Annotated in this window: 25 protein-coding genes and 1 pseudogene; 11 read left to right on the top strand and 15 right to left on the bottom strand. The window is 72.0% G+C overall.

Annotated features, from left to right (window positions below):
• The 4 genes and pseudogenes from AEQ27_RS00860 to AEQ27_RS00845 all read right to left on the bottom strand — a co-directional run.
• Positions 1-1541: pseudogene (locus AEQ27_RS00860) on the bottom strand (oligopeptidase B); the annotation flags it as partial.
• Between the two features lie 20 nt (positions 1542-1561).
• Positions 1562-1840, bottom strand: coding sequence for a hypothetical protein (locus AEQ27_RS00855; RefSeq protein WP_054144958.1), 279 nt, complete (start codon positions 1838-1840; stop codon positions 1562-1564).
• Positions 1841-1942: 102 nt separating this feature from the next.
• A complete protein-coding gene (locus AEQ27_RS00850; RefSeq protein WP_054144957.1) occupies positions 1943-2473 on the bottom strand; it encodes a hypothetical protein in 531 nt (176 codons plus the stop codon).
• 50 nt (positions 2474-2523) lie between these two features.
• The gene (locus AEQ27_RS00845; protein WP_054144956.1) at positions 2524-2805 is read right to left on the bottom strand and encodes a hypothetical protein; all 282 of its coding nucleotides are present in this window, start codon (positions 2803-2805) and stop codon (positions 2524-2526) included.
• Positions 2806-2981: 176 nt separating this feature from the next.
• On the opposite strand from AEQ27_RS00845, the gene AEQ27_RS00840 reads away from it, so the two are divergent.
• Entirely contained in the window at positions 2982-3479 is a 498-nt protein-coding gene (locus tag AEQ27_RS00840; protein WP_054144955.1) for an 8-oxo-dGTP diphosphatase, read from the top strand.
• Positions 3480-3607: 128 nt separating this feature from the next.
• The gene (locus AEQ27_RS00835) at positions 3608-3907 is read left to right on the top strand and encodes a hypothetical protein (protein WP_054144954.1); all 300 of its coding nucleotides are present in this window, start codon (positions 3608-3610) and stop codon (positions 3905-3907) included.
• A 24-nt stretch (positions 3908-3931) separates the two neighbouring features.
• Here AEQ27_RS00835 and AEQ27_RS00830 read toward each other — a convergent pair whose 3' ends face one another.
• From AEQ27_RS00830 to AEQ27_RS00820, 3 genes are read right to left on the bottom strand one after another with little or no spacing between them, the layout of a single operon-like run.
• On the bottom strand, positions 3932-4165 hold the full coding sequence (locus AEQ27_RS00830; RefSeq protein ID WP_054144953.1) for a hypothetical protein: 234 nt from the start codon (positions 4163-4165) through the stop codon (positions 3932-3934).
• Between the two features lie 19 nt (positions 4166-4184).
• Positions 4185-5591, bottom strand: coding sequence for an ABC transporter permease (locus AEQ27_RS00825; RefSeq protein WP_152970065.1), 1407 nt, complete (start codon positions 5589-5591; stop codon positions 4185-4187).
• Positions 5592-5608: 17 nt separating this feature from the next.
• A complete protein-coding gene (locus tag AEQ27_RS00820) occupies positions 5609-7357 on the bottom strand; it encodes a sodium:proton antiporter (RefSeq protein WP_054144951.1) in 1749 nt (582 codons plus the stop codon).
• A gap of 144 nt (positions 7358-7501) precedes the next feature.
• On the opposite strand from AEQ27_RS00820, the gene AEQ27_RS00815 reads away from it, so the two are divergent.
• From AEQ27_RS00815 to AEQ27_RS00800, 4 genes are all read left to right on the top strand, one after another.
• Positions 7502-9061, top strand: a complete 1560-nt coding sequence (locus tag AEQ27_RS00815) for a carboxylesterase/lipase family protein (RefSeq protein WP_054144950.1) — start codon at positions 7502-7504, stop codon at positions 9059-9061.
• A 110-nt stretch (positions 9062-9171) separates the two neighbouring features.
• On the top strand, positions 9172-10452 hold the full coding sequence (locus AEQ27_RS00810) for an inorganic phosphate transporter (protein ID WP_082383116.1): 1281 nt from the start codon (positions 9172-9174) through the stop codon (positions 10450-10452).
• Entirely contained in the window at positions 10452-10661 is a 210-nt protein-coding gene (locus AEQ27_RS00805) for a hypothetical protein (protein ID WP_054144949.1), read from the top strand. The genes AEQ27_RS00810 and AEQ27_RS00805 overlap by 1 nt, the downstream gene beginning before the upstream one ends.
• 162 nt (positions 10662-10823) lie before the next feature.
• Positions 10824-12341 carry an aspartate ammonia-lyase gene (locus tag AEQ27_RS00800; RefSeq protein WP_082383115.1) on the top strand — a complete coding sequence of 506 codons (1518 nt, stop codon included), beginning with the start codon at positions 10824-10826 and terminating at the stop codon, positions 12339-12341.
• 65 nt (positions 12342-12406) lie between these two features.
• On the opposite strand, the gene AEQ27_RS00795 is transcribed toward AEQ27_RS00800, so the two are convergent.
• Positions 12407-13540, bottom strand: coding sequence for a YihY/virulence factor BrkB family protein (locus tag AEQ27_RS00795; protein ID WP_054144948.1), 1134 nt, complete (start codon positions 13538-13540; stop codon positions 12407-12409).
• 85 nt (positions 13541-13625) lie between these two features.
• Here AEQ27_RS00795 and AEQ27_RS00790 point away from each other — a divergent pair, with 85 nt between their 5' ends.
• Complete coding sequence (locus tag AEQ27_RS00790; RefSeq protein WP_082383114.1) at positions 13626-15002, top strand: PrsW family intramembrane metalloprotease; 1377 nt, start codon at positions 13626-13628, stop codon at positions 15000-15002.
• A gap of 67 nt (positions 15003-15069) precedes the next feature.
• Here the strand turns inward: AEQ27_RS00790 and AEQ27_RS18635 are convergent, their stop codons facing one another.
• A complete protein-coding gene (locus AEQ27_RS18635; protein ID WP_369813570.1) occupies positions 15070-15894 on the bottom strand; it encodes an MFS transporter in 825 nt (274 codons plus the stop codon).
• On the bottom strand, positions 15894-16412 hold the full coding sequence (locus AEQ27_RS18630; protein ID WP_369813569.1) for an MFS transporter: 519 nt from the start codon (positions 16410-16412) through the stop codon (positions 15894-15896). The genes AEQ27_RS18635 and AEQ27_RS18630 overlap by 1 nt, the downstream gene beginning before the upstream one ends.
• Before the next feature lie 251 nt (positions 16413-16663).
• On the opposite strand from AEQ27_RS18630, the gene AEQ27_RS00780 reads away from it, so the two are divergent.
• The 3 genes from AEQ27_RS00780 to AEQ27_RS00770 all read left to right on the top strand — a co-directional run bounded on the left by AEQ27_RS00780 (position 16664) and on the right by AEQ27_RS00770 (position 20311).
• Positions 16664-17038 (top strand): FKBP-type peptidyl-prolyl cis-trans isomerase, encoded by a 375-nt coding sequence (locus AEQ27_RS00780; RefSeq protein ID WP_054144963.1) that lies wholly within the window; start codon positions 16664-16666, stop codon positions 17036-17038.
• Positions 17038-17871, top strand: coding sequence for an aldo/keto reductase (locus tag AEQ27_RS00775; protein ID WP_054144947.1), 834 nt, complete (start codon positions 17038-17040; stop codon positions 17869-17871). The genes AEQ27_RS00780 and AEQ27_RS00775 overlap by 1 nt, the downstream gene beginning before the upstream one ends.
• A 148-nt stretch (positions 17872-18019) precedes the next feature.
• Entirely contained in the window at positions 18020-20311 is a 2292-nt protein-coding gene (locus AEQ27_RS00770) for a UvrD-helicase domain-containing protein (RefSeq protein WP_054144962.1), read from the top strand.
• A gap of 106 nt (positions 20312-20417) precedes the next feature.
• Here the strand turns inward: AEQ27_RS00770 and AEQ27_RS00765 are convergent, their stop codons facing one another.
• The 5 genes from AEQ27_RS00765 to AEQ27_RS00745 form a co-directional block, all read right to left on the bottom strand.
• Complete coding sequence (locus AEQ27_RS00765) at positions 20418-21536, bottom strand: hypothetical protein (RefSeq protein WP_235450928.1); 1119 nt, start codon at positions 21534-21536, stop codon at positions 20418-20420.
• A complete protein-coding gene (locus tag AEQ27_RS00760) occupies positions 21536-22606 on the bottom strand; it encodes an extracellular solute-binding protein (protein WP_054144946.1) in 1071 nt (356 codons plus the stop codon). The genes AEQ27_RS00765 and AEQ27_RS00760 overlap by 1 nt, the downstream gene beginning before the upstream one ends.
• Before the next feature lie 114 nt (positions 22607-22720).
• Positions 22721-23731 (bottom strand): ABC transporter ATP-binding protein, encoded by a 1011-nt coding sequence (locus AEQ27_RS00755; protein WP_054144945.1) that lies wholly within the window; start codon positions 23729-23731, stop codon positions 22721-22723.
• Positions 23728-24525 (bottom strand): ABC transporter permease, encoded by a 798-nt coding sequence (locus AEQ27_RS00750; protein ID WP_235450927.1) that lies wholly within the window; start codon positions 24523-24525, stop codon positions 23728-23730. The genes AEQ27_RS00755 and AEQ27_RS00750 overlap by 4 nt, the downstream gene beginning before the upstream one ends.
• On the bottom strand, positions 24522-25346 hold the full coding sequence (locus tag AEQ27_RS00745; protein WP_235450926.1) for an ABC transporter permease: 825 nt from the start codon (positions 25344-25346) through the stop codon (positions 24522-24524). Before AEQ27_RS00745 ends, AEQ27_RS00750 begins: the two co-directional genes overlap by 4 nt.
• A gap of 176 nt (positions 25347-25522) precedes the next feature.
• Here AEQ27_RS00745 and AEQ27_RS00740 point away from each other — a divergent pair.
• Positions 25523-26046: LacI family DNA-binding transcriptional regulator (locus AEQ27_RS00740; protein WP_152970064.1), on the top strand; the 524-nt coding region annotated here is incomplete at its 3' end.

Below are 26046 nucleotides of genomic sequence, written 5' to 3'. Positions count from 1 at the left end.
CCGCCCGGGCTCCCCCCCGCGGGGGCCGTGCGGGAGGGCGGACACGGCGCCGCGGTCGAGCAACGACAGGCGTGCGACGCTGAAGCCCGGGTCGATGCTGTGCTCGTACGAGCCGTAGCCGTAGAGGTGCACCGGCGAGGGCCCCTCGGCGGGGACGGCGTCACGGCGCCAGACGAGCGACACGGGCACGCGGGTGCCGTCGGCCGCCGTGGCCCCCCCGCCGGCCTGGGCGTAGGCGGCCGGGCCGAGCCGCCCCGGACGGTCTGGCGCTTGAGCAGGGGACGCTCGCCGGTGCGGGCGTCGAGGTCGTAGACCGTCGACGGGGTGACGAACGAGGTGTAGCCGAAGCGGACGGTCGGCTGGTGGAACTCGGGGTTGCCGCCCGCGCCGGCGGCGAACAGCGGCTCGTCGAAGCCGACCTCGGCGACCTCGCCGTAGCCGTCGGGGCCGAGCGGCACGACGGCGAAGCGCGGCAGCGCGTCGCGGCGGTACTCGACCACGAGGTGCCCGGCGAACGCGTCGACGGACTCGAGCCGGACGGAGGCGCGGTGCTCGACGATCACGCGGCGGTCGGTCGTCGAGGTGGGATCGTCGGCCGGCACGTCGACCAGTTCGAAGTTCTCGGCGCCGTCGTTGTGGACGATCAGCAGGCGGTCGCTGCCCGCGACGATCGCGTGTTCGACGTCGTACTCGACGCCCTCGCGCCGCGGCCAGACGACCCGGAACTCGCCGGTCGGGTCGGACGCGTCGAGCAGCCAGGTCTCGCTGGTGATCTTCGAGCCGACGTCGACGACGAGGTACTGGCGGCTGCGGGTGAGGCCCACCCCGATCCAGTAGCGGTCGTCGCTCTCGGTGAACACCGTGACGTCGTCGCCGGGCTGCCCGACCTCGTGCCGCCAGATGGTGTCGGGACGCCAGGACTCGTCGACGGTGGGGTAGAAGACGTAGCGGCCGGTGGCGTCGAAGAGGGCGCCGGCGGCCGTGCCGGTGACGACGTCGTCGAGGTCGCGACCGGTCGTTAGGTCGCGGATGCGCAGCGTGTAGCGCTCGTCGCCCTCGACGTCGACCGCGTAGGCGAGCAACGATCCGTCGGGCGAGACGTCGAAGCTGCCGATCGAGAAGAAGTCGTGCCCCTCGGCCTCGACGTTGCCGTCGAGCAGCACCTGCTCACCCTCGGCGGCCTCGCCCGCCTCGATCGACGGGGGAGTCCAGTCGTCGGGCCCGGCGATCGGCGCACGGCAGTGGATGCCGTACTGCTGCCCTTCCGCCGTGCGCGAGTAGTACCACCACGAGCCCTCACGGACGGGGACGCCCAGGTCGGTCTCTTGCACCCGGCCCTTGATCTCGTCGAAGACCGTCTGTCGCAGGTCGGCGAGGTGGGCCGTCTCGGCCTCGGTGTGCGCGTTCTCGGCCTCGAGGTGCGCGACGACCTCGGGGTCGTCCTTCGCACGGAGCCACTCGTAGTCGTCGACGAAGTCGTGACCGTGGTGCGAGCGGGTGACGGGCTTCTGGGGGGCGCGGGGAGCAGGAACGGAGGCCATCACCCGAGCCTAACGGCGGCTCAGATCGAGCGGTCGCTCGCCGTGATGCCGCCGAAGGCCGGGACCTCGGGGTACTCGTCCGAGGCGACGTGGACGTCGGCCGGGTCGGGGGCCTCGCCTTCGCGGGCCTCGTCGATCGCCTGCTCGGGGGTGCCGGCCTTCTCGGCCGCCGACTCGGAGTGCGTTCCGGGGACGGTGTACGTCGCGTCGACGTCGTGCCCGGCGGGGTCGGGCGCAGCCGACGCGCCGTCGCGGGGTGCCGAGGTGTCGGGAGTCGTGGTCTCGTCGCGGTCGCTCATGTCGGGGACGGTACCCGCGCCTCCTCGACGACGACCGGCCCTGCCGTGGGTCGGCCCTGCCGTGGGTCGGCCCTGCCGTGGGTCGCCGTCCGACCCGGCGGGTCAGTCGTCGACCGGCAAGGCCGTGGTCGGCGCGGTCAACCCCTGGACGGTGGCGCCGAGGTGCGCCTCGCCGGGTTCGAGGTCGGAGATCGAGCGGCGGTCGGACCTCAGCCGCCGGACCGAGGCGTTGAGCCGGGCGTGCAGCTGCATGAGGTGCAGGCGGTAGCGCTCGGGGGCGTCGTCGCTGTCGTCGAGGAAGGTGTTGCAGGCGAGCGTCATCTCGTTGAGCACGGGCAGGGCCGACGATCGGGGACGAAGCGCTTGCCGAGCCCGCCGGATCTCGCCCCGGAGGGCCGAGATCGAATGACGCGCCTGCTCGTAGACGGGGTCGAGGGCGCGGGGGTTGGGGCTGAGCCTCGGCGCCACCCGGCGCAGCACGCGCCGGAAGTGGATCTCGGTGATCAGCTCGTTGAGGGCGGAGGCCTCGCGCCGCCGCGACTCGATCAGTCGCACGAGCAGGTTCGACGCGAACGCCGCCCCGGCACCCACGAAGGCACCCACGGTCACCGTCACGACGTCCCACCAGCTCATGGGGTCACGCTACGGCGCACCACCGACAGGCGGGCCGGGGGGAGCGACGGTCAGTGCGAGGCGTCGTCGAGCCGGCCCATGAGCGACCAGACGGCCCGCGACAACTCGGGGTGCCACAGGGCTATGGTGCGCAGGTAGCCGAGTTCGTCGGCGAGCCCGAGCCCCGTCGCGGTCGGCACGCCGTCGGTGCCGAGGGCGTCGGCCCGCAGCGAGATGACGACCTGTTCGTCGACGGTGGGCAGACCGGGGATGACGTCCCAAGGGTCCTCGCCGTTGCGGCAGCGCAGTTCGATGAGGGCGGAGAGCTCGTCGTGGGCCTCGGCTCGCAGCACCTCGAGGCTGCGACCGGCACCGCGGAACTCCGGCCCGGGCCGTCGCCTCCCGCCCGATCGTGCTTCGGGACCTGCCGCCGGGCCTACGCGCGGGCCGCCGAGCCGTTCCCGGGGCCGCGCCCCGCGCCTCCTGTCGTCCGTCCTCGGGGCATGACGGCAGCCGCTAGCCTGCCGTCATGCCGGTCTACCGCGTCTGCGTCGCCTACCTGTTGCGTGAACACGAGGGCCGCCCGCAGGTGCTGCTGGGGCGCAAGAAGCGCGGACTCGGCACGGGGCACTGGGTCGGCCTCGGCGGCAAGCTCGAGCCGGGCGAGGGGGTCGAGGAGGCGGTGGTCCGCGAGATCGCGGAGGAGAGCGGTGTCGAGGTGGTCGCGTCCGACCTCGACCGGCGGGGCGACCTGCTCTACCTCTTCCCGCACCGCGAGAGCTGGAGCCAGCGGTCGACGGTCTTCGTCGTCACCACGTGGCGTGGCGAACCGGCCGAGAGCGACGAGCTGGTGCCGCGGTGGTTCGACCTCGACGACCTGCCCCTGGACGAGATGTGGGACGACGCGTCGCGCTGGCTGCCCGGGGTGCTGGCCGGGGGACAGGTCGCCCGCACGTTCGTGTTCGCGGCCGACCTCGCCACGGTGGCCTCCGACGCCCCTCTCCCCGCCGGACACGCCGGTCCCTGAGGCGTCCCGGCTCGGACGCGTGGCCCTCGCAGAGGGGGGCGCGGCGGCGGCTCGCCCCGTTTAGGGTCGGACCCGAGACGGATCTCGGGGGACACCCCCGCCGTCGGACGGATCTCACGGGGAGCGACATGACCAGCTACGACGGCCTGACCACGACCAAGGTCCGGAGCGCGGCCGGCACCGCCATGGCGCCCCGCCACCTGTCGCTGCCGGTGTGGCTGCCCGCGGTCGCCTGGGCCCTCGGCCTCGTCGCCGTCGTGGTCGGAGCGGCGTTCGGCGGCCTCCTGCTGGCGCTCTCGAGCCTCGGTATGGTCGCCCTCGTCGCGGGCATGGCCGCCACGGCCGCGCGGTGGCACCGCATCGAACGCCTCGCCGCGAACGAGCTGGCCGAGCGACGTGCGTCGGCCGCCGAGGCCCGACTCGTCTGAGACCGGCACCTCATCGGCCCGGGGTCAGCGCCCGCGTCGAGTCCTGGTACGGGACAGTCCCGCCCGCACGAAGAAGTCGACGACACCCGTGAGCACGGCCCCGACGACCGCGATCCAGGCGTAGCCGACGAAGCGCGCCGCGACGTCGGGACCACCCTGTGGCGCCAGCGTGACCGAGAGCACGTAGAGCGTCCCGGCCGCGACGAGCAGCAGGACGACGAGGGCGACGAGCAGACGGTGCAGGGTGTTCGTGGTCACGAGCCTCGAGGGTACCGCCTCAGCGCGCCGCACCGTCGTCACGCCCGGGGTGCGCCGACCCGGCCCGGTCGCTCGGCACGACCCGCACGGGTCGCGTCGAGAGTTCGTCGTTCTCGAGCCCCCCGGGTGCGCCGAGGAACATGTCGCCCCGCTCGCCGGCATCGCCGAGATCGCCGCGCTCGTCCTCGGGGATCGTGTTGATCGTGCCCGTGTCCGTCGCCACGAGGCCGTGGCGGGCGAGCACCTCGTCGCGCTCGGCGATCAGGAACTCGCGGTTCGCGTTCTGGGCGTCGGCGAACATCGTGGTGCGCCCCGACACGATGCGGGCGATGCGGCGGTTCTCCCACCAGCGCTTGCCGACGATCATCAGCACGACGCCGAGGGCGGCGTAGCAGAGCATCATCGTCACGCCGCGGCCGTACCCGGGGCCCACGCCGTAGAGCACGCGCTTCAGCATCTCGGTGATGCCGCTGCCGACCACGACGGCGTTGAGCCACGCGAACGGTTGGGGCATGAACCACGCGGGGTAGGCGGCGCCCGAGGACGGCATGGACAGGAAGACGAACACGATCATCGCGGGCAGGGCGACGAACCGTCCGACGAAGTAGCTGATGCCGTTGACCGCGAGGCCGATCGCGATGATCCAGGCCCAGGCGATGAAGAAGAGCGGCACGGAATGCCCGTCGACGGCCCCGATCACCGGCCCCGCGAGGACGTTCGTCACGAGCGAGATCACGCCGCCCCCGACGCCGATCACGGTCATCCGGGTGCGGTGGCGCAGCGGGGCACCCATCAGCCCGATGAACATCGCGACCATGTAGCCGCCGATGCACCACGAGAGCATCAGGTACATCGACACGGTGCCGTACTCGTCGTTCGCGGGCAGGGGGGCCAGGTCGGTGACGGTGGGCGTGACCCCCTGGGCCTCGAGCACCGGGGTGATCGTCGCCGGGATGAGGGCGGCGACCTGGTACTGGTGGGCGCTCGCCGTGTAGATCGTTGTGTCGGCCGGGTCGTAGGCAACCGCGACGTGACCGGCGAGCACGGCCTGCTCGGCCTCGTCGGCAGAGCCGTAGGCGCGGACGTCGATCACGCCGGGACGGGCCTCGTCGAGGCCCGCCTGCAGCTCGGCGGCGGCCGACGACGATCCGACGACGGCCACGGGGACGTCGTGCGGGTGGGGCGCATGGAAGGCCGCGATGTAACAGAGGCAGAAGCCGACGATGAAGAAGAGGGGCAACCAGAGCTGCAGGCCGATCAGCTGCAACGACGGGTGGAGGGTCGAGTACCAGCGGCGGTAACGACCGGGCTCGGGCTTCGGCGGGCCGCCCACGGCGTCCGTGGTCGTCTGGTTCGTCGTGGTCGCCCCGGTGCCGCGCCCCCCTGGTCTCCGGCGTCTCGTCGTCTCGCCGCCGGTGCCGCTCACGATACGCCGCGCGGGCGTCACGACCTCGTGCTCGTGAAGGCCGAGGTGTCCATGGCGAGCTCTTCTGCGTCGAGCCCGAGCAGCACCCGCCTCATGACCTCCTCGTCGAGCGCTCCGGCGTCCCGCTCGCGCAACACCACCTCGCGTCGTTTGGCGAGCAGTTCACGCCGGATCGAGCCGAGCGCCTGGGGTGCCGCACGACGGCGGGCGCGCTGGGCGGCGGTCGCCCCCGAGACGTCCCGTTCGTCGGCGTCGTCGAGGGCCGTGCGTTGCAGCGCCTCGTTCTGCCGCAGCAGTCGGGTCGTCGAGAGCTGCACGGCGCGCTCCGTGAGCTCGGGCCCCCACCGCTTCTCCCACTCGGCACGACGCTCGGCGACGTAGGCCATGGTCTCGTCGGTGCTGGTCGCGAAGACCGCCAGCTCGGCGGCGAGGTCGCGGTCGCGTTGCGTGTCGTCGCGGACGCCGAGTGCCCGGATGACGACCGGCAGCGTGAGCCCCTGCAGCAGCAGGGTGCCGACCGTGACGATGAACGCGATGAGGAACATCGTGTCGCGCGCCGGCACGGGGATGGTCGACTCGGTGACCGCCGGGATCGAGACGGCCGCGGCGAGGGTGACCACGCCCCGCATGCCGGTCCACGAGATGACGCTCAGCTGTCGCCAGTCCATGCGAGGTTGCGGGTGGTATCGCACCGTCCGCAGTGCCGGCGCTCGTCGAAGCCGGCGGAGCGCGGGCACCCGGCGGAGCTTCCGCAGCACCGTCGAGAGGAAGAGGTACCGGCCGGCGCGGGCTGCGTAGTAGGTGCCGAACACGAAGACCGGTCGCACGAGGACGACCACGGCCAGGACGGCGAGCGCGACGCCGACGCTCTGTCCGAGGCCACGCTCGCTCTCACTGACGTCGATCACCACGGCCCGCAGCTGGAGGCCGATCAGCGCGAAGACGAAGCCCTCGAGCACGACGTCGGCGGCCGACCAGAACGGGCGCTCCTGCAGACGGGTCGCGTAGCCCGTGCGGGGTGAGTTGAAGCCCACGTAGAGCCCCGCGGCCACGACCGCGAGCACGCCCGAGCCGCTCAGCTCTTCGGCGGCGATGTAGGCGACGAACGGCAACAGCAGGCCGATGACGTTCTCGACCACGGGGTCGTCGATGCGCATCCGCACCCGGTGGGCGACGAAGCCGAGCGCGAGGCCCACCGCCACGCCCACGCCGATGGCGAGGCCGAAGATGCCGAGGTCGTCCCACAGCGTGAGGCTCGCACCGCCCACGATCGCCAGGAACACCTTCACCAGGGTGAGCGACGCGGCGTCGTTGATCAGGCTCTCGCCCGACAGCACGGTCATCACCTTGCGGGGCAGCCCCAGCTTGCGACCGATGGCGGCCGCCGACACGGCGTCGGGAGGCGCGACCACGGCCCCGACGAGGAGTGCGGCGGGCAGGGTCATGTCGGGGATCATCACGTAGGCGACGCCCCCGACGGCGAACGCCGTCACGATCACGGCGCCCACGCCCAGTCGCGCGATCTGCACCCGGCTCTCGCGGAAGTTCAGCAGGCTGACGTCGAGCGCGGCCGAGTAGAGCAGCGGCGGCAGGACCACGGTCAGGATGACCTCGGAGTCGATCTCGATGTCGGGCACGCCGGGGATCAGCGACACGAGCAGGGCGATGCCCACGGTGAGGAGCGGCGCGGGCAGACCGCGCCAGCGGGCGAAGGCGGTCACGACGAGCGACCCGGTCAAGATGATCAGCAGCTCGCCGAGTTCCATGTGAGCCGGGCTCCGTCCAGTCGTCGAGGGCAGGCATGCGATGTGCACCGACTGCAAAGTCCGCTCCATCCTCTCAGGCACCCCCTAGGAGAACGTCGGGTGAACGGCCCCGGTCGGCCGTCCGACGGCCCGTAACATCGCTGCGTGACCGCACAGCCCCGGGCGACCGTCCCGGCCCCCGACCTCGTCCGCCCCCCCCGCTCGGGCGAGGTCCGCGGCGTGCGGGAGCGCGGCGTGCTCGCCTGGCGCGGCATCCCCTTCGCAGCACCACCCGTGGGGCGCCTCCGGTTCCGGGCCCCCGAGCCGCCCGCGGCCTGGACGGGCGTCCGCGATGCCGGCCGGTTCGGCCCCGCCGCCCCCCAGGACCGCGTCCAGTTCGTCGGGGTCGACGCCACCACGCCGCTCAGCGAGGACTGCCTGACGGTCAACGTGATCACGCCGGACGGAACCGCGCCGGGTGACGCGTTGCCCGTGCTCGTGTTCGTCCACGGAGGCGCGTACAGCGTCGGGTCGTCGCGCGAGTTCCCGAGACAGGGCGAGACGCTCGTCCGCGAGGGCGGCATCGTCTACGTCAGCCTCAACTACCGGCTGGGCGCCTTCGGCTACCTCGACTTCAGCCACTGGGCGACCCCGGAGCGCCCGTTCGACTCCAACCTCGGGCTGCGCGACCAGGTCGCCGCCCTCGAATGGGTCCGCGACAACGTCGCCGCGTTCGGCGGCGACCCCGACCGCGTGACCGTGTCGGGCGAGAGCTCGGGTGGCAACGCCGTGACGACCCTCATGACGGTGCCGCGCGCTCGCGGCCTCTTCCGCGGGGTCGTCGCGCAGAGCGCGCCGCCGAACGCGATCTACCCGCCGGACGTGACGCAGCGCTGGGCGGGGGAGTTCCTCGAGCTGCTGGCGCACGACCTGGACGACGACGACCTCGAGGCCACGAGCGTCGACGACGCGGCGACGATGCTCGCCGAGGCGCCCACGACCGCGATCGTCCGGGCGGCCAGCCGACTGCAGCTGCGCATCCCCGACGAGGACCCCGGCACGATCTGCTTCAGCCCGGTCATCGACGGCGACTTCCTGCCCGAACGCCCGCTCGACGCCTTCAAGGCGGGACGCGCCCACCCGGTGCCCCTGATCATCGGCACCAACGACCGCGAGGGGTCGGTGTTCACCGGGCGTCGGGACATCCTCGCCACGACCAAGCCGCGCATCCGGGCCATCTTCGCCGCGACCGAGAAGAAGGCGCGGAAGGCGATCAAGAAGCACTACCCGGGGCTTCCCGCCCGCCCGGCCGCCCTCGACTTCGGCGGCGACTACGCGTTCTGGTTCCCGAGCGTCAAGGTCGCCGAGCGGCACGCGCTGCACCAGCCGGTCCGGTTCTACCGGTTCGACGCGACGACCCGCATCCTGCGCGCGGCCGGGGTCGACGCGTTCCACGGTCTCGAGCTCTGGGCGATCTACGACCGCATGGACTCCGCGTTCGGGTGGGCGATGAGCCTGCTGGGCGGCCGTCGGGCCTTCCTGCGCACGGCCGCGAGGACGCGCTCGCGCTGGCTCGAGTTCGTCCGCACGGGGGCGGTCGCCGACTGGCCGACCTACGACCCGCACCGGAGGCGCACCCTCGTCATCGACGCCCGCGACCGCGTCGAGCACGATCCGAGGGGCGAGCGGCGTCGGGCCTGGCAGGACTTCGTGCCGCACGTGTGAGTCGTGCCCACGGCCGTGCGACGGCTTGCGTCACCCCCCGTCCACCGAGATGTACCCCGTAGGTCACCGTCGAGTTGACCGGCGTCCACCCAGCTGTGACACTCAGGCCGGTGGACATCACACTCATCGTCGTCCTGGTCATCGCGCTGGCACTCTTCTTCGACTTCACGAACGGGTTCCACGACACGGCCAACGCCATGGCGACCCCGATCGCGACCGGAGCGATGAAGCCCAAGGTCGCCGTCACGGTGGCCGCGATCCTCAACCTGGTCGGGGCCTTCCTCAGCACCGAGGTCGCCAAGACCGTCTCGGGCGGCATCATCCGCGAAGGCGACGGCGGGGTGCAGATCACCCCCGAGATGATCTTCGCCGGCCTCATCGGCGCCGTCGTCTGGAACATGTTCACGTGGTTGCGCGGATTGCCGTCGAGCTCGTCGCACGCCCTGTTCGGTGGGTTGATCGGCGCGGCGATCGTCGGTGCCGGCATGGGGTCGGTGGACTTCGGCGTCGTGCTGTCGAAGGTCGTGCTGCCCGCCTTGCTCGCCCCGTTGATCGCCGGCGTCGTGGGGTACACCGCCACGCGTCTCGCCTACACGATCACCCGACGTCGTGACGACAAGAGCGAGCGGGGCGGCTTCCGCTACGGCCAGATCTTCACGTCGTCCCTGGTCGCCCTCGCCCACGGCACGAACGACGCGCAGAAGACCATGGGCGTCATCACGCTCACGCTCATCGCGGGCGGGCTGCTGACGCCCGACTCCGGCCCGCCCTTCTGGGTCGTCGTGGTCTGTGCCTTCGCCATCGCGCTGGGCACGTACACGGGCGGCTGGCGCATCATCCAGACCATGGGCGGCGGCCTCACCGAGGTCAAGCCCACGCAGGGCTTCTCGGCCGAGGCGTCGACGACTGCGACCGTCCTGGCCTCGAGCCACCTGGGCTTCGCGCTGTCGACGACGCAGGTCGCGAGCGGGTCGATCATCGGCGCCGGCCTGGGACGCCGCGGCTCCAAGATCCAGTGGGGCACGGCCGGCAAGATCGTCGTCGCCTGGTTCATCACGCTCCCCGCCTCGGCGGCCGTCGGCGCCGTCGCGGCCCTCATCGCCACCCTCGGCGTCACGGGACTCGTGATCGACGCCGTCGTCGGCGCGGTGGTCATCGCCGGCATCTTCGTCCTCTCCCGACGTCGGCCGCACGACCAGGGTTCGGCCATCGAGGTCGACGTCGCGGCCACCTCGGTGCTCTCGCGTCGCCGGGCCCGGCGGGCCGTCCGCAAGGGCCGCGTCGACACCCCGGCGTCCGGCGTCGAGGCCCCCTTCGTCCGCATGGACGACCCACCCGAGCCCGTGGCCGCCCCGCGCAGCACGGTGCCGACCGACGACGAGGTGCGCTGATGATCGACTGGTCCGCCTTCGTCGTGGTGGCGCTCGTCGCGCTCTTCTCCGCCGCCGCCCTCGTCTCGCTCTACTCGTTCGGCCTGCGCCTCCTGACCGTCGAGGGCCGGACGCCCGTCCGTACCGCCGCCGGCTACGCCTGCTTCGTGGTCTGCGCCCTCGGCGTGCTGTACGGCATCTACCTGATCGTCCCGGGTTTCCCCCGCTGACCCGGCACCCCTCGGGTCGCCTCGTCCCCAGGGGCGGGTTCGGCCCGGGCGGCCGAGCCGCGCCGCCCCGGCGGGGCCCGGCCGTCGTCGCGCCGGTAGGGTCGACGGAAGCGTCCGGTCGACGACGACCGGGCCCCGACTGACGACGGAGGCTCACCACACGTGACGACCGAGACACCAGCGCCGACCCGCACCGAGACCGATTCGCTGGGCAGCCGAGAGGTCCCCGCCGACGTCTACTGGGGCATCCACACCGCCCGGGCGCTCGAGAACTTCCCGATCTCGCAGCGGCCGATCTCGGTCTACCCCGACCTCGTCACGGCCCTCGCGCTCGTGAAGCAGGCGGCGGCCCGCGCCAACGTCGAGATCGGCGTGCTCGACCCGGTCAAGGCCGAGGCCATCGAACGCGCCTGCGAAGAGATCCGCGGGGGCGCACTGCACGACCAGTTCGCCGTCGGGGTCATCCAGGGCGGCGCCGGCACGTCGACGAACATGAACAGCAACGAGGTCATCGCCAACCGCGCCCTCGAGCTGCTCGGCCACGCGAAGGGCGAGTACCGCCACCTGCACCCGATCGACGACGTCAACCGCAGCCAGAGCACCAACGACACCTACCCGACGTCGATCAAGATCGCGATGGTGCTCACCCTGCGTCGCCTCCTCGTCGAGCTCGACCTGCTCGCCGACTCGTTCGCCGCCAAGGGTGCCGAGTTCCACGACGTGCTCAAGGTCGGCCGCACCCAGCTGCAGGACGCCGTGCCCATGACCCTCGGGCAGGAGTTCACGGGCTTCGCGCACACCCTGGCCGAAGACGTCCAGCGACTGCGCGACGTGGTGCCGCTGCTCGGCGAGATCAACCTCGGTGCCACGGCCATCGGCACGGGCATCACGGCCGACCCGCTCTACGCCGACGCCGTCCGCCGCCACCTCAGCACGCTCTCGGGCATGGACCTCGTCACGGCCCCCGACCTCATCGAGGCGACGAGCGACACGGGTGTCTTCATGACGCTCAGCGGCGCCCTGAAGCGCAGTGCGATCAAGCTGTCCAAGATCTGCAACGACCTGCGACTGCTGTCGTCGGGCCCGCAGGCCGGCATCAGCGAGATCACGCTGCCGCCGCGCCAGGCCGGGTCGTCGATCATGCCGGGGAAGGTGAACCCGGTGATCCCCGAGGTGGTCAACCAGGTCGCGTTCTCGGTGGCGGGGGCCGACGTGACGGTCACGATGGCCGCCGAGGCCGGGCAGCTGCAGCTCAACGCGTTCGAGCCCGTCATCACCCACTCCGTCATGCAGAGCCTGCAGTGGATGACCTACGCCTGCCAGACGCTGCGGATCAACTGCGTCGACGGCATCGAGGCGAACCGCGCCCGCCTGACCCAGCAGGTCGAGACGAACGTCGGCAGCGTCACGGCGCTCACGCCCTACATCGGCTACACGGCGGCTGCGGCGATCGCGCACACCGCGCTGACGACGAACGCGGCGATCGCGCCGCTCGTCGTCGCGGCCGGCCTCATGACGGACGAGCAGGTGCGCAAGGTGCTCTCGCCCGCCCGCCTCTCGGGGCTCGCGCCGATCCCCAGCGCGATCACCGTCATCGACGTCGAGGACCCCGCCGCGGCGGGGGCCCCCGCGGCCCACACGACCGGCGCCCGCGACCCCGGCGCCGAGACCGCCGGCTGACGCGACCACGGGCAGGAGGCGCGGGGTCGGTCGACCGGCACCGCACCTCCTGAGGGTCCGCGCCTCTAAGGCGTCGACGGGGCGTGGGTGCTCGGGTCGACCTGGTCGGCTCGCTGTGCGGCCTGAGGCCGCTCGTCGGCGGGCCGGTCGCGATCGCCCCGGAGGTGGACGCGCCGCAGTTCGTCAGGCTCGAGCACGCCGCCGTTCTCGCGCAGGGCCCGCTCGCGGATCGACCGGCCCACCCGGACGTCCCAGGCGAGGTTCCGCGCCAGGATGTGGTTGCGCGCGGTGTCACGGAGCGGCAGGGGGATGACCTCCTCGGCCTGCACCCCTCGACGCAACTGACGCATGCGCAGGATCTCGCTGTCGAGCTCGCCGCCGATCACGAGCACGAAGTTGCTGATGTACGCGTAGAGCAACACGACCACGACACCGCCCACCCAGCCGTAGAAGCGGTCGTAGTTCGACACCGTCGCGACGTAGACCGCGAAGCCCACCGTCGCGATCGCCCACCCGCCGAGGGCGACCATGGCTCCGTACGAGACCCAGCGCAGGCGCGGTGGTCGCACGTTGGGCGTGAAGAAGTAGAGCATCGCGACCGAGAGGACGGCCAGGACCACGAGCACCGGCCACTTGACGACGTTGTAGAGGTCGGTCCACGGTCGACCGATGCCGAAGCGGGCGGCGACCGCGTCGCTGAGCGTCGGCGTCACGAGGAGGATGACGGCGATGACGGCGAACGACACCATCAGCACGAGCGTGACGATCATCATGTGTCCGCGGAACTTCCAGATGCGGCGCCCCTCCTCAACCTCGTAGGCGGTGTTCATCGCCCGACCGAACGCCGTCGTGTAGGCCGACAACGACCACAGGGTGAGCCAGAGGCCGATGCCGAACGCGACGCCGGGGTTCGACAGGCTGAGCATCTGCTCGAGCGGCCAGCGCAGGGTCTCGATCGCGTCGGGGCTCAGGACGTACCGGGCCACCGAGAGGATCTCGTCCACGGCGTCGCCGTCGTCGACGAACAGGGCGACCCCCGAGACGAGCGCGAGCGCACCGGGCACCAGGGCGAGCATGGAGAAGAAGGTGAGCGACCCGGCGGCGTCGATCGTGCGATGGCGCAGGAAATCGTGCCAGACCCGCATGATCACGTACCGGAACAGCGACGGGTCCTCGGGCAGGGAACGCGTCGGGGCCATCCTGCGAGATTACCGGGCCGTCCGGGGCGTCGCGGCCCGTCCCGGACCCCGCGCCGACCCCGGCGTCAGCCCGTAGGGTCGGGGGATGACCTGGTCCGATCCCCGCGGCGTCGGACACGACGCGTACGGACGCCCCCTGACGCCCTACGCCGATCCCACGTCGGTCCCCTCGACAGCGGGTGCCGGGTGGCCGGGCCACGGGCCGGCGGTCAACCCCGAGCCGGTCTGGTACCCCGTGCAGCCGGTCTTCGTGCAACCGACCCCGCGCCGCCGGGTCGCGAGTGCCGTGGCGCTCGCCGTCGGGTTCACCGTGATCGGCACCTTCGCCCTGGCCGTCGGCCTGTACTTCCTGGTCTTCGTGCAGCCCGGGGTGCTGTTGGCCGGCAGCCTGCTCGCCTTCGTCCCGTTGACGATCGTGCTGCTCGGCATCTGGTTGGTCGACCGCTGGGAACCCGAGCCGCGGGTGGCCCTGCTGTTCGCGTTCCTCTGGGGCGCGGCGGTCGCGGTGGGAACCGCGCTGATCGTCGACTACGCCCTCGAGACGGCTCGGGCCGTGCTCGGCGTCAGGTCCGGCGAGCTGGGGGACGTCCTCGGGGCGGTCGTCCAGGCGCCGCTCGTCGAAGAGGGGGCGAAGGGACTCGGGGTGCTGCTCGTCCTGTGGATCTTCCGACGGCACTTCGACGGCCCGGTGGACGGCATCGTCTACGCGGCCACGGTGGCGGCGGGCTTCGCCTTCGTCGAGAACATCCAGTACTTCGCCCTGCAGGTCGGGGAAGACCTGGCCACGGGCAGCCAGGGCCTCGCCTACGTCTTCTTCGTGCGCGCCCTGATGTCGCCGTTCGCCCACGTCATGTACACGGCCTGCACGGGCTTCGCCCTCGGTCTCGCGGCACGCCGGACCGGCCCCTACGGTGCGATCGGCTGGTTCTTCGTCGGCCTCGTCCCCGCGGCGGGACTGCACGCGCTCTGGAACGGCGCCCTGTTCGTGGTCGGCGACGGCTTCTTCGTCTACTACCTGCTCGTGCAGGTGCCGATCTTCGTGGCCATGGTGCTGCTCGTGGTGTTCCTGCGCCGCAACGAGCGGCGGGTCACCCACGACCGTCTCGCCGAGTACGCCGCCGTCGGTTGGTTCAGCGCCGACGAGGTCGGCATGCTCTCGTCGAGCGCCGGCCGCCGCCGCGCGAGGTCGTGGGCCGCGGCCCGAGGCATCCGACCCGCCATGAAGGTGTTCATCTCGAACGCGACGCGCCTGGCCTTCACCCGTCAACGGTTGGTCAAGGGGCGGCGCGCGCTCGACGAGGCGGTCCAGCGAGACGAGGCCGAACTGCTCGCCGCCCTCACCGCGAGCCGTGTCGCCCTGCAGGCTCCGCCGACGGCCTTCGTCGGGTACCCGCAGCACCCGGGCTGGCCGCCGCAGGTGCCGCAGCATCCCGGGTCGCCGCAGTCCGGCCCCGGCTGGTGACGCGCACCGCCGCGAAGCCTCCCACCTTGGGTGCAGTCGCCGCGACGACTGCCATCGCCGGCTCGGGTCAGGGAGTCGGCGCCTCGGCGGCGTAGCGTCCGAACGCGGGGGTCAGCCGGGCCACGAGCGCGACGAGCGCGACGACGAGCAGGCCGCCGAGCAGGGGCGGCCAGAAGACGGCGATGCCTGCGACGAGTCCGACGAACAGGTCGCCGACCCGGGGCCCGCCCGTGACCACCACGATGAAGATGCCCTGCAGGCGACCGCGCATCGCGTCGGGCGCGGCCGACTGCAGGATGGTCGACCGGAAGATCGAGCTGACGTTGTCGCTGGCTCCCGCTCCGGCCAGGGCGACGGCCGCCCCGCCGAGGGCGACGAGGTTCGCCTGGTCGAGTCCCGCCGTGACGGCACCGCCGTGGGCCGGCGTGACGAGCAGCACGACGCCGAACGCGGCGATGCAGAGCCCGTAGGCGGTGATCGCCCACCGCACGGCCACGCCCTGACGGCGCACGTGGCCGAGGCGTCCGGAGAAGACGCTGCTCAGCAGCGCCCCCACCGCGAAGGAGGCGGAGAGGACGCCGACCGTCACCGCGCCTCCTCCGATGACGAGCGTGCCGACCACCGGGTAGAGCACGCGGGGCATGCCGAACGTCATCGCCACGATGTCCATGACGAAGGTGGTGCGGATGTTCGGCGACCGCTTCAGGAACGCCAGGCCGAAGCGCAACGACTCGAGTCCCGGACGCTGGGTCTCGCCCTCGGGTCGGATCGGGGGCAGCGTGACGATCCCGAGGAACGCCGTCGAGAACAGCACGACGTCGACCGTGTAGGTCAGCGGGAACCCCACGCTCGCGACCAGCACGCCGGCGAGGGCGGGCCCGACGGTCAGCATCAGGCCCATGCTGAGGCCGCTCGGCGCCGAGGCGGCCGGCGGCGGTCGCGGGGCGGGAGGCGCGGCGCGAGCGAGGCGCGAGAGGGGGCGATCCGCGTCCCCGCCACGGCGTTGACCGTGGTCAACAGGTAGAGCAGCCACACCTCGTGCAGCCCGAGGTAGGCGTGGAGCGCGATGGCTGCGGTCGAGAGCCAGGCGAAGACGGCGGCGACCAGCGCGACCTTCCGCCGGTCGAAGGCGTCGGCGAGCATGCCGCCGTAGAGGCCGGCCAGGATCATCGGCACGAGCGAGACGACTCCGACCAGGGCGACGGCGAAGGTCGAGCGGGTGATCTCGAAGATCTCGAGGCCGACGGCGACGAGCGTGAGCTGCGTCCCGATGCCGCTGATCGCGCTGCCCGCGAACAGCCGGGCGAAGGCGGGGCTGGTGCGGAGCGGGGTGACGTCGACGAACAGCGGGCGACGGGCGGGCGGCGCAGGGCGGGGCGACGGCGGTGACGGAGGCGGGTTGGCGGACAAGCTGCCATTCTTGCCGATCGTGCAGATTCCCGCGGGCCGGGGTGGCGCGACCCGCAGCCCCGGGTGGCGCGACCCGCGCGCCCCGGTCCGGGTGCTCCCGGCCGATTTGGCGGCGCGACACCACGGGAGTAGCGTCCATGTGTTCGCATCGATGACGTGTTCTCGGTGCGAACGTGGGTCGGCTTCTCGAGCCTCGCAGGGAGGACGCGAGCGGCCGACCCTCCCCTCGGCGGGGTGGTTGGATGGTCGGCATGACTCACGACCCCCAGACCAAGCCCGAGATCGACGCCCCCACCGGCCCCGCCCCCACCGAGCTGAAGATCACCGACGTCACCGTCGGTGACGGTGCCGAGGCGCAGTCCGGCTCGACCGTCAACGTCCACTACCTCGGCGTCGAGCACGACTCCGGCGAAGAGTTCGACTCGTCGTGGAGCCGCGGCGAGGCCATCAACTTCCCGCTGCAGGCCCTGGTCCGCGGCTGGCAGGAGGGCATCCCCGGCATGAAGGTCGGCGGACGTCGCGAGCTCGTCGTGCCGCCCCACCTGGCCTACGGTCCCGCCGGCGGCGGACACCCGCTCTCGGGCAAGACGCTCATCTTCGTCATCGACCTGCTCGGCGTCAGCTGATGACGGTCGCCCCTTCGGTCGGCCTCAACGACGGGCGCACGCTGCCCCAGCTCGGCCTCGGCACCTACGGACTGAACGGCGACGAGGGCACGGCGCAGGTCGTCACGGCGATCTCGTCGGGCTACCGTCTGCTCGACACGGCGCTGAACTACGGCAACGAGGCGGCCGTCGGGGCGGCGATCCGTCAGAGCGACGTGCACCGAGACGACCTGGTCGTCACGACGAAGCTGCCCGGTCGGCACCACGGGTACGACGAGACCTTGGCGAGCTTCGACGAGAGCCGGGCGAACCTCGGCCTCGACTTCGTCGACCTGTACCTGATCCACTGGCCGCTGCCGCGCGTCGACAAGTACGTCGAGACGTTCAAGGCCTTCGTCCGGCTGCAAGAGGACGGGCTCGTCGGCTCGATCGGCGTCTCGAACTTCACGGCCGAGCACCTGCAGCGCGTCGCCGACGAGACGGGCGTGGTGCCCGCGGTCAACCAGATCGAGCTGCACCCGTACTTCCCGCAGGCCGAGCTGCGCGCCGTGCACGAGAGCATGGGCATCGTCACCGAGAGCTGGAGCCCGCTCGCGAAGCAGAGCGAACTGCTGCACGAGGCACGCGTCACCGAGATCGCGCAGGCCCACGGCAAGACGCCCACGCAGGTCGTCCTCCGCTGGCACGTGCAGCTCGGCGCGGTCCCCGTGCCGAAGTCGGCCGACGCCGGTCGTCAGCGCGAGAACCTCGACGTCTTCGACTTCGAGCTCACGCCCGACGAGGTCGAGTCGCTCAGCGGCCTCGAGCGTGGTCGGCTGTGGGACGGCGACCCGCTGACCCACGAGGAGTTCTAGACGCGGCTCCGACGCGACCACCCCAGGAGGCGCGCTCGTCCCCTCGAGGACGGGCGCGCCTCCTGCGTCCTCGGACCGATTCCGGGCCTCGCCGTCGGTGGCCGGAAGCTAGACTGGCGTGCCGACTTTTCCCGAAGGGTACGAACACCTGTTGTCATCCGAGATCGACCGCGAACGCGCCTATGTGGGCACCCTCTACGAACGCCTCGACGAGCTGAAGGCCGATGCCCGCGTCCGCCTCGAGCGGACCCGCCGCGAGACCGTCGGCGGCAACCACCAGAGCCGCAGCGAGCGCGACGCCTACGCGCGGCTGTACGAAGACACCATCGTCCAGCTGGGCTCGGTCGACGAGCGGCTCGCGTTCGGTCGCCTCGAACTCGAGACGCCCGACCTGCTCGGTCAGACCGGCGACGTCGACCGTCCGGCCGAGCCCGGCGAGGGTGGGCGCTACCGCTACATCGGCCGCATCGGCCTGCGCGACGAGGCCCACCACCCGATCCTGCTCGACTGGCGCGTGCCCGGGGCCAGCGCTTTCTACCAGGCGACCGCCGCGACGCCCATGGGGGCCCGCGCCCGTCGCCACCTGACCCTAGAAGGGCGCACCGTCACCCGTCTCGAGGACGAGGTGTTCGACCCCGACCTGCTCGACCGCGACGACGTGCAGCTGCAGGGTGAGGGGGCGCTCATGGCCGCGCTGACCGCTCAGCGCACCGGCCGCATGACCGACATCGTCGCCACGATCCAGGGCGAGCAAGACCGGATCATCCGCTCGCAGCTCGACGGCGTGCTCGTCGTCCAGGGCGGTCCCGGCACGGGCAAGACGGCCGTCGCGCTGCACCGGGCCGCGTACCTGCTCTACTCGCACCGCGACCGGCTCAAGGGCTCGGGCGTGCTCGTCGTCGGGCCGTCGCGCTCGTTCCTGCGATACATCGAGCAGGTGCTGCCGTCGCTCGGCGAGAGCGGCGTCGTCCTGTCGAGCCTCGGCGGCCTGTACCCGGGGGTCGAGGCCCAGACCGACGACGCGCCCGACGTCGCCGCCCTCAAGGGGTCCGCCGAGATGGCCGAGCTGATGCGCCGCGCCGTCCGGTCGCGGCAGATCCGCCCTGCCGAGCCGACGACCATCGACATCAACGGCGAACGCCTCGTGGTGCGCCCCGAGCTCGTCGGCGAGGCCATGCGCAAGGCCCAAGAACGCGGCAAGCCCCACAACGTGGCCCGGGTCACCTTCAACAAGGCGGCCCTCTCGGCCCTGACGCGTCAGCTGGTCGAACAGATGCGCGAGCACGGCACGACGGTCGACGAGTCCGACGAGGCCGTCCTCCGAGAAGACATCCGGCAGTCGTACGACGTGCGCGTGCTGCTCAACACGGCCTGGCTCCCGCTCAGCGCCGAGAAGCTCGTCGAGGACCTGTACGCCCGGCCGAACTGGCTCGCCTCGATCACCCCGCGCTGGACGCCCGAGCAGCGCGCCCTGCTGCGGCGCGACCGCGGGGCGGGCTTCACGGTCTCCGACGTGCCGCTGCTCGACGAGGCCGCCGAGCTGCTCGGCGAGTTCCAGACCGGCGTCGACCCCGAGCGCCTGGCCCGCAAGGCCCAGCGCAAACGCGACATCGAGAACGCCGAGCGCGCCATCGAGAACATGGGCGTCGAGGGGATGGTCAGCGCCGAGCAGATCGCCGGGGGCTTCGCCGAGCGCGCGGCGTCGATGACCACCGCCGAGCGGGCCGCGGGGGACCGTACCTGGGCGTTCGGCCACGTGGTGGTCGACGAGGCGCAAGAACTGTCGCCCATGCAGTGGCGGTTGCTCTCGCGGCGCTGCCCGCTGCGGTCGTTCGCCGTCGTCGGCGACATCGCCCAGGCGTCGAGCCCGGCGTCGGCGACCTCGTGGGACCGTGCGCTCCAGGCCCTGCTCGGACGCCGTCGAGGGGGCGGTGCCCAGGGCACGTCGGCGCCCTGGCGGCTCGAAGAGCTGACCGTCAACTACCGGACGCCGGCGCAGATCGTGACCTACGCCGAGGACGTCGCGACGGCGACCGGGCTGCGCATCACCCCGAGCCGATCGGTGCGCTCGAGCGAGTGGCCGGTGCGCGAGGTGACCGGCGCCTCCTCGAAGGACGATTTCGTGCGCGCCACCGTCGAGGCCGTCCGGGCCGACCGGGCGATCGACTCCGAGGGCACGCTCGCGGTGATCGCGCCCGAGCAGGCCGTCCGGGCGCTGGTCGAGGTGCTGTCGGCCGAGTTCGACGGTCTGGTGGCGGCCGGCACGGCGTCGTTGACCAAGCCGATCTCGGTGCTGAGCCCGACGACGTCGAAGGGGCTCGAGTTCGACTCGGTCGTCGTGGTCGACCCCGAGCGGGTGCGGCAGGCCAGCCGACGCGGCAACGCCAGCCTCTACGTGGCCATGACCCGGCCCACGCAACGCCTCACGGTCGTCTCGTAGGCCGGGTCGCAGGGGCCGGGCCGGACGGTTCGGCCCCGCGCCGGCTCGCCCTGGCACGGCTCTGCCCGTGCCGGCCAGGCCCGTGCCGGCCAGGCCCCGGACCGGGTCAGACCCCGGCCACCGCGAACTCGTGGTCGAGGGCGGCCAGTTCGCGGTCGAACCGCGCCCGCAGGGCCTCCTTCTCGGCACCGGGCAGCCAGCTGGCGTCGACGCCGGCGTAGGCCATCGAGCGCACCTGGTCGGTGGTCGCCCCGATCTGCTCGTGCACGATGCGGTACTCGGCGGCGAGGCTCGTCGGGAACATGCCCGGGTCGTCGGACGCCGGCACGACGTTCAGGCCCGCGTCGAGCATGGCCTCGATGGAGGCGCGGCGCCAGGGACGCCACGACCGTCGCGAGGTCGTCGACACGACGGTGAACGCCACCTGCTCGTCGCGCACGCGCGCGACGACCTCGTCGTCCTCGAGCACGTAGTACCCGTGGTCGATGCGGTCGCAGCCCAGCTGGTCGAGGCAGGTGATCGTGTTGACCGCCGTGGGGGAGTGCTCGGACGAGTGCGCCGTCCGGCCCAGCCCGGCCTCGCCCGCCAGCCGGTACGCCTCGACGAAGCGCTCGGGCGGCCCACTCGTCTCGAGGTTGTCGAGGCCGATGCCGGCCACGTACTCGTGCGGGTGGTCCACCACCTGACGGACGAGCTCGAGGGCGTGCTCGCCCGACTTGCTGCGGTCGATGCCCTGGATCATGCGTCCGGTCATGCCGAAGTCGCGCTCGGCCATCCTGATGCCCTCGGCGTACGCCTCCACGGACCCGGCGTAGCCGAGCGACTCGAGGTGCGGCGGCACGGCGTCGAAGAACAGCTCGAGGTGACGGGTCCCGCTGGCGCGGTGCGCCTCCTCGAAGGCCTCGTAGACGATCCGCGTGAGGTCGTCCGCGTCGCGCAGCACCTCGACGACCCAGTTCGACGCCTGGAACAACGAGTACGACACCTCGGGCTCGTCGTCGCTGCGCCCCTGCGGCACGGGGATGCGCGTGTCGCGGTAGAGCGCCGGGTCGGGCGGCAGCGAGTTGATGTCGGCGAAGATGCGCTCGGGCTCGTCGGGTAGCTCGAGCCCCTCTCGGCGGGCGAGCTCGGCGAAGGTGCTCGCCCGGACGGTGCCGATCAGGTGGCAGTGCAGGTCGACCTTGGGCATGCGGTCCAGGTAGGCCGGGGGCAGGGTGGTGCTCATCAGCGCGAGGTCACCTCACGGGCGAAGCGGTCGACCCAGTCCGAGCGGGTGGGGACGAGTTCGGTCGGGTCGAGGGTCGAGTAGCCCGCGGCGACCGGGTCGGCGGCGATGTCGCCCACGACGGCCTCGATCGTGTCGGGCACCGTGGCGCCCGGGTTGACCGGCAGGTCGCCGACGATCTCGGCGGACGAGGTCTGCGCCTCGACCGAGAGCAGGTAGTCGACGAACTGGTTCGCACCGTCGACGTTCTCGGCGCCGGTCGGGATCATCGCCCGGTTGGTGGCCATGTAGCGGCCGGTGGCCGGCGCCGTCCAGGCGATCGGTTCGCCCGACTCGACGAGGTCGGTCGCGAATCCGCTCAGCGAGTCCGCGGCGACGATCTCGCCCTGCGTCAGCAGGTTGGTGACCTCGGTGGACGAGCTGTAGAACTGCAGCACGCCCGGGGCCCACTCGCCGAGCTGGTCGAGGGCCGCGTCGATGTCGTAGGGGCCGTCGCCGTACTCGTCGGCGACGCCCGAGACCATCAGCTGGCCGGCCGTCACCGAGATGTCCGGCAGGGCGACCTTGCCCGAGACACCCTCCTCGCCGTAGAGGCTCCACTGCGCGGCCTCGTCGGCGGTCAGCTCGTCGGTGGAGTACATCGTCCCGTTGAGCTGGTAGCTGTAGGCCGGGCCGAGGTAGGAGTCCTCTTTCGCGAAGTCGGCGATCTCGTCGAGCGACGGCACGGCCGAGGCGTCCACCTGCTGGAAGAGGTCGTCCTCCTGGCCGAGGGCCGCGTAGTAGTCCGAGATCAGCATGACGTCGACGTCGGGCTGCCCGCCCGCGACCTGCAGCTGCGACAGGCGGTCCGAGTTCGAGCCGGTGTCGACGACGACCTCGATGCCGGTCTTCTCGGTGAACGGGTCGATGACGGCTTCCTGGAACTCCTCGACGCCGAACGGGAACGTGCTCACGGTGATCGTGTCGGCGTCGGACTCGCCGCCGCCGTCGGCCGAGCAGCCGGCGAGCACGAGGGTCGTCGCGGCGACGCCGGCGACGATCGCCAGGCGGGTGCGGAGGGTGGGGGTCATGATCGTGTCCTTTCGGGGCGGTCTCGGCGAGACCGGGCGGTGTGGAACACGGGAGGGCGGGTCCGGTGGGGGCGGGTCACGAGGAGGCGCGCGCGGCTCCGCGCACCGGGTGGATCAGTCGGCGAGGGGCACGAGCCGCCAGGCCGGCGCCGTGACGGTCACCCGGTCGCCGATCGCGACCGTCTCGGAGCCCGTGCTGCGGACGTCCGACAGCAGACGCCCCTCCGCACCGGCGGCGTCGACGGCATGCACGGTGACGAGCAGGTCGACCCCGCGGTACGCGACGTCGCTGACGACCCCGGCGAGGTGCAGACCGTCGTGCGCCGCGCGTCCTGCGAGGGTCTCGGGCGTGACCCCGAGGTGCTCGGGACGGATCGCGAGCAGCGTGCCGTCGGCCGCCGTGACGAAGTTCTCGTAGCCGAGGAAGTCGGCGACGAAGCGGTTGGCCGGGTTGGGGAACACGTGCTGCGGTGAACCCTGCTGCATGATCCGGCCGGCGCGCATGAGCACCATGTCGTCGCTCATCTCGAGCGCTTCGTCCTGGTCGTGGGTGACGAGCACGACGGTGAGGCCCGTCTCGGCCTGGATGCGGCGGATCTCGGCGCGCATCTGCACGCGCAGGCGCGCGTCGAGGTTCGACAGCGGCTCGTCGAGCAGCAGCAGCTTCGGGCGGATCGCGATGGCGCGGGCCAGGGCGACGCGCTGTTGCTGGCCGCCCGAGAGCTTCTTGGGCTTGCTGCCGGCGAGGTGGGCCAGACCGACCAGGTCGAGGGTCTCCATCACGCGACGGCGGCGCTCGGCGGTGTCGACGCCGCGCAGCTTCAGGCCGTAGCCGACGTTGTCGGCGACGCTGAGGTGCGGGAAGAGCGCGTACGACTGGAACACCATGCCCAGGTCGCGCTTCTCGGGCGGCGTGCGCGTGCTGTCGACGCCGGCGATGCGGATCGTGCCCGCCGTCGGGGCGGCGTAGCCGGCGAGCATGCGCAGGCTCGTCGTCTTGCCGCAGCCGCTCGGGCCGAGCAGCGTGGTGAGCTTGCCCTCGGCGACGGACAGGTCGATCGAGTCGACGGCGGTGAAGTCCCCGAAGACCTGGCTGACGGCTACGAATTCTGCTGCGGTGCTCATCTGTTGATGCCTCCGAAGATCTTGGCGAAGCCGACGGTGCGTTCGGCGATGACGGCGATGACGACGGTGCCCGCGAGGATGAGCGTGGCCATCGCCGCGACCATGGGGTCGTAGCTCTGCTGCACGTAGTCGAGCATCGTGACGGGCAGGGTGCGGAAGTCGCGGCTCTGCAGCAGCAGCGACAAGGGGACGTTGTTGAACGAGGTGACGAAGCTGAGCAGCGCCGCCGAGAAGATGCCGGGGCGCAGCAGGGGAAGCGTCACCGTGAAGAAGGCCCGCACAGGAGAGGCGCCGAGCCCGCGGGCGGCCTCCTCGAGGGCGGGGTCGGCCAGGGCCAGGGAGGCGCCGGTCACCCGGACCGCGTAGGGCAGCATCAAGACGGTGTGCCCGATCAACAGCACGGGGAAGGCGTCGAGCCGGAACCCGATGACGAGCTGCTGGTAGAGCGCGAGCCCCACCACGAGCTCGGGGACGATCAGCGGCGACAGGAACAGCGCCTCGACGAGCCCCTTGCCCGGCAATCTGCCTCGATGGATCGCCAGCGTGGCGGGGATTCCGACGAGCAGGGCGAGCACCGTGGCGATCAGGGCGAGCTGGAGGCTCGAGACGAGGGCCTGGGTGAACGGGTCGTAGCCGAGCGCGGCCTCGAACCAGCGCAGCGAGAACCCCTGGGGCGGGAAGCGCAGGGTGCGTTCGCTCGTGAACGCGGTGGCGACGACGAACAGGATCGGGACGATCATCACGACGTAGCCGGCGACGGCGAGCGTGCCGGCGATGGGGCGGCGGGTGGTCACGATGTGGCTCCCTTCCGGGCGACGAGGGACGACAGACCCGACACGACGAAGACCAGCACGGTCATGATCAGGGCGGTGGCCGAGGCCCCGGCCCAGTCGATCGTCACGCTCGAGTACGAGAAGAGCTGCGTGGCGAGCATGCGCTGGCCCGAGCCGCCGAGGAGGTACGGGGTCGTGTAGGCGGTGACCGAGCCGGCGAAGACGAGGGTCGCGGCGACGACGACGCCGGGCAGCGAGAGGGGGACGACGATGCTCCAGAAGGTGCGGGTTCGGCTCGCGCCGAGCCCGCGGGCGGCGGCGTCGAGGCCCGGGTCGACCTGGGCCACCGCCGAGTAGCACGAGATAATCGCGAGCGGCAGGAACAACTGGGTCAGGCCCAGGACGATCGCCAGCTCGGTGTAGAGCAGTTGCGGGGCCTCGTCGACCAGGCCGAGCGTCGTGAGCAGTTGGCCGATGGCGCCGTTCTTGCCGAGCACCACGAGCCACCCGAAGGTGCGGACGACGTTGCTGAGCAGCAGCGGGAAGATCGCCAGGGCGAGCAGGACTCCCGACCAGCGCGAGGTCGGGCGGGCGAGCAGGTAGGCGACGGGGAAGCCGAGGGCCACGCAGATCACGGTCACGAGGAGGCCGAGCCCGACGGTGCGTCCGATGATGCGCAGGTCGAAGGGGTCGGTGAGCATCTGGCCGAGGCGGCCGACGATCTCGCCGGCGGTCACGCCGGGCGGGGCGAAGAGCATCGCGAGCGACGGCACCGCGAACCCGATCAGCAGGAAGGCGAGGCCCGGCAGCAGCAACAGCAGCGCGGGTTTGCGGGACGTCACGGGTGTCCTCCGATGGGTTCTGCCTCTGGGGGATGTCGGCTCCACGTCGGGTGAAACCGGTTACATCGACCCTAAGGCCGTGGATCGCTCGCACCGGTCCTGCCGTGTAAACAGCTTGTTACAAGCGTCAGGACGTCGTGCGGGACCGGTTTCAGCAAGGCTCTAGGGTGGGGGGCATGACTGGGGCAGGGCGGCTCGCGACGCTGGCGGACGTGGCGACGCTCGCGGGTGTCTCGAAGGCGACCGCCTCGCGGGTTCTGAGCCGCCCCGAGCTGGTGTCGCCCGACACGGCCGGTCGTGTGCTCGCCGCCGCCGCGAAGCTCGGCTGCGTGCCCAACCGTGCGGCTCGCCAGTTGGCCCGTGGGCGGACGGGCGTCGTGGCCCTCGTGGTGCCGACCCTCGACAACGCGTTCTTCACGCCGATCATCGCCGGGGCCCAGGCCGCGGCGGGCGAGGCCGACCTGCAGCTGACGGTCGCGGTCCACCCGTTGGCCGAGGCGGGCGAGCTGGCCGCGTTCGAGCGGCTGTCACACCAGGGCGACGGGTTCATCGTCGTGGCCCCGCGCGGTGCCGACGACGTCGTGCGGGCCGCGACGGGCCACAAGCCGACCGTGCCCGTCGACCCCGGGGTGGCCGGGGCGGCGTCGGTCGGGGGCGACACGGCGGCCGCGTGTGGTTCGCCCGTGGGCGGCTTCGGCGC

This window comes from Frigoribacterium sp. RIT-PI-h (genome assembly GCF_001297205.1).
GTDB lineage: Bacteria > Actinomycetota > Actinomycetes > Actinomycetales > Microbacteriaceae > Frigoribacterium.
The sequence above is the reverse complement of the archived record's forward strand: the minus strand, read 5'-3'. Positions and strand labels throughout refer to the sequence as shown.